The 2,854-nt window shown below is 72.3% G+C and carries 5 protein-coding genes; 4 read left to right on the forward strand and 1 reads right to left on the reverse strand.

Features of this window, described 5'->3' with window-relative positions:
• Positions 1 to 122 precede the first annotated feature (122 nt).
• The 3 genes from G6024_RS16175 to G6024_RS16185 all read left to right on the forward strand — a co-directional run bounded on the left by G6024_RS16175 (position 123) and on the right by G6024_RS16185 (position 1,497).
• A complete protein-coding gene (locus G6024_RS16175) occupies positions 123 to 422 on the forward strand; it encodes an RNA-binding S4 domain-containing protein (RefSeq protein ID WP_235027950.1) in 300 nt (99 codons plus the stop codon).
• Complete coding sequence (locus G6024_RS16180) at positions 422 to 976, forward strand: hypothetical protein (protein WP_159149166.1); 555 nt, start codon at positions 422 to 424, stop codon at positions 974 to 976. The genes G6024_RS16175 and G6024_RS16180 overlap by 1 nt, the downstream gene beginning before the upstream one ends.
• Positions 977 to 1,086: 110 nt before the next feature.
• The gene (locus tag G6024_RS16185; RefSeq protein ID WP_132062233.1) at positions 1,087 to 1,497 is read left to right on the forward strand and encodes a hypothetical protein; all 411 of its coding nucleotides are present in this window, start codon (positions 1,087 to 1,089) and stop codon (positions 1,495 to 1,497) included.
• A 64-nt stretch (positions 1,498 to 1,561) separates the two neighbouring features.
• On the opposite strand, the gene rraA is transcribed toward G6024_RS16185, so the two are convergent.
• The gene (rraA, locus tag G6024_RS16190; RefSeq protein ID WP_067714919.1) at positions 1,562 to 2,044 is read right to left on the reverse strand and encodes a ribonuclease E activity regulator RraA; all 483 of its coding nucleotides are present in this window, start codon (positions 2,042 to 2,044) and stop codon (positions 1,562 to 1,564) included.
• Positions 2,045 to 2,177: 133 nt separating this feature from the next.
• Between rraA and G6024_RS16195 the strand changes: the two genes are divergently transcribed.
• Positions 2,178 to 2,854, forward strand: a 677-nt coding sequence (locus G6024_RS16195) for an amidohydrolase family protein (RefSeq protein ID WP_478213500.1), incomplete at its 3' end; no start/stop codon positions are given.

Below are 2,854 nucleotides of genomic sequence, written 5' to 3' on the forward strand. Positions count from 1 at the left end.
ACTGGTGGCCGGCGGGACGGGGCTGGCCCTGGTGACGCGACGCGGCCGCGGGGACCTGCCCGGCGATCAGCCCGCGAGGACGGGTCCGCTCGCGTGACGGCGCGCCCGATAGGCTCGGGCGTATGAGCCGCCACATCGCAGGACGAGGACGGACCGGCCGGGCGACACCCCCGCCGGCCGGTCCACCCGTCGACGACGTCGAATGCGACCTGAGCAGCAAGCTGACGCTCGGGCAGTTCCTCAAGCTGGCATCACTGCTCGATTCGGGTGCCGAGGCCAAGGACGCGGTCGCCTCCGGCGCCGTGAGCGTCAACGACGAGGTGGACACCCGTCGTGGTCGCGGCCTGGTCGACGGCGACGTGGTGGAGATCGGGGGGCGCGCAGCCCGGGTGGTCGCGCGCGACGGACGGGGAGAGGCCTGATGGCGGACGAGACGCGGCGGACGATCCAGGCTCCGGTGGTGCTGCACGACGATGACCCCGGCGCCAGGCGCTACGCCACCTGGCTCGCCGAGGAATTCGACACCGGGGCCACCCATCACGACGCCGTGGACCCGGCCGAACTCGTCGTCGCCGGGACGGTCGTCCTCGTCACCGGGATGCGGGCGGTCGGCGGGCTGGGTGGTTCGGCGTTCATCCGCGACAACTGGGAGGCGCTCGTCGAGGCCGGGCGCCGGGTCGCCGTCGTCATGGTGGGCCCGACTCCGGTCACCGATGACGCCCGGATCGAGCTCATGTCGAGTGAGTTCTCGGGCGATCAGCTCCGCGATCTCAAGCTCTTCCAGTTGCGGGGCGTGGTCACCCCGGACCAGCTGGGATTCCGGCAGCGGCTGGGCGTGAAGACCGCTCTCGCGGCGCTGCGTCGCAAATCCGGGCGCACCCCGGAGGAGGAGTCCATGCTCGAGTTGGGTGGGCTGGACCTCACCGACCGGGTCTCACTCGGGCCTCTGCTGCGCTGGATCCGCCGCGAGGCCTGATCGACCGAGCAGGCCGGGACGCCGCGTCGCGCGCCGCCCGGGTGTGACCCCCGATACCATCTGCTGGTGAGACCCCGCCGTGGGGCGGGGCGACGACCCGGAGGATCCCGATGCGCACGACCACCCTCGCCGCGACCGTCTCGGCACTCGCCGCCACCGCGCTGCTGACCGGTGCCGGCACGGCGACGGCACAGCAGATCGATCGCGTGGATCCGATGGATCCGGACGCCGCCGCCGGATGCCTGTACATCACGACCCACACCGACGCTCTGCGGTGCATGAACCTCGAGCCCGCGGCCGCGGCCGTCTCCACTCTCAGCCTCGGCTACGGGTCGCTCGGGACCGGCTCGTTGACGGACCTGCTCACCGGGCTCATCAACGCCGGTTCGGTCATCCTGTCGGTGGAGCTGCCCAACGCGACGGGCTCCTATGCGCCTGGGTCCCTGGGCAGCTACGGTCCCGAGGCCTCGATCGGCGACGTGCTCACCATCCCGGTCGCGAGCCTCGGGGGAGCCTCCTGAGCGACCCCGCCCGCGGGCACACCCCGCAGGCGCTCGGGCGGGTGCGACGAACGACCCGGTCGGGTCAGCGCACCACGATCCCGTCGGAGTCGGCGTAGAGCGTGTCACCGGGGACGAAGTCGACCCCGCCGAAGCTCACGGTCACGTCGCGTTCGCCGTCGCCGGTCTTGCTGGACTTGCGCGGGTTCGTGCCCAGGGCCTTGCATCCGAAGTCCATGCCGCCCACGACCGCCGAGTCTCGGATGGCGCCGTTGACCACGACCCCGGCCCAGCCGTTGGAACGGCCGAGCTCGGCGATGAGGTCTCCCACCAGCGCGGTGTGGAGGCTGCCACCGCCGTCGATCACCAGGACCCGGCCCTCGCCGGGCTCGCCGAGCACACTCTTGAGCAGCGCGTTGTCCTGGAAGCACCGGACGGTCGAGACGGGGCCGAAGAACTCCGTCCGGCCACCGAGGTCGCGGAACTGGGTGTCACAGCTGCGGACGTCCTCGCCGATCTCGTCGACGAGGTCTGCGGTGTGGACGAATCCGGCGGGGGTGTCGGTCATGCGGGGCCTCCTGGGGCGTGGTCTGGTCATGGCAACGCTATCCGGCCGCGCTCCCGCGGGGGAGCCCGCCGTGGGGGACAATGTCGGGTGAAGGGTGCCCCGCCATCGTCCGAGAACCCGGAAGGAGCCACCCGTGGCCCAGTACGAACTCCTGATCCACGCCCGGCGCGCGGTCATCGACGATCGCATCCAACAGGCGGCGGTCACGGTGGACGGGGGAGTGATCTCGTCGGTGCGGACGGGGTCGGAGGCGCGGGACATCGGTCTGGCGGGCGACCACACGATCGCGCTCGGTGATGACGTGGTCCTCATGCCGGGACTCGTCGACCCGCACGTCAGTACCGAGGACGTCGCGGTGGGCACGCGTTCGGCGGCTCAGGGCGGGATCACCTCGGTGATCGACTACGGAACCGACGGCGACCCGGTCGCGATCACCCCCGAGGACGTGGACCGCTGGAGACAGGACGTGACCGGCGAGTCCACGGTGGACGTCGGCCTGTGGGGCGCGGCGGTTCCGGGGAATCTCGGCGGGCTCGGGACGTTGCTGGATCGTGGCGTGTTCGGGGTGTCGGCGGTGGCCGCCGGCAAGGGCGTCGCCGGCGCGCCGACCCTGGGCTCCGTACAGGTGGTGGCGGCCGCCGAGGAGGTCGCGGAGGCCGGCGGGCTGTTCGCGGTGGACGCCGGGGTGGACGATCTGCCCGGGCTTCTCGAGGTCTGCCGGCGCACGGGTGGCCGGTTGCACGTCCGGGCGGTGTCCGACCACGAGGAACTGCCCCTGCTGCGCGAGGCCAGGGCGGACGGGCTGGCCGT

It is taken from the genome of Dietzia maris, from assembly GCF_014144855.1.
In the GTDB taxonomy this organism is placed as follows: domain Bacteria; phylum Actinomycetota; class Actinomycetes; order Mycobacteriales; family Mycobacteriaceae; genus Dietzia; species Dietzia kunjamensis.

Bases quoted from the DNA above. Each gene is read 5' to 3' on its own strand.
- G6024_RS16185 (WP_132062233.1), top strand. From the start codon at position 1,087: ATGCGCACGACCACCCTCGCCGCGACCGTCTCGGCACTCGCCGCCACC.
- rraA (WP_067714919.1), bottom strand. From the start codon at position 2,044: ATGACCGACACCCCCGCCGGATTCGTCCACACCGCAGACCTCGTCGAC.
- G6024_RS16175 (WP_235027950.1), top strand. From the start codon at position 123: ATGAGCCGCCACATCGCAGGACGAGGACGGACCGGCCGGGCGACACCC.
- G6024_RS16180 (WP_159149166.1), top strand. From the start codon at position 422: ATGGCGGACGAGACGCGGCGGACGATCCAGGCTCCGGTGGTGCTGCAC.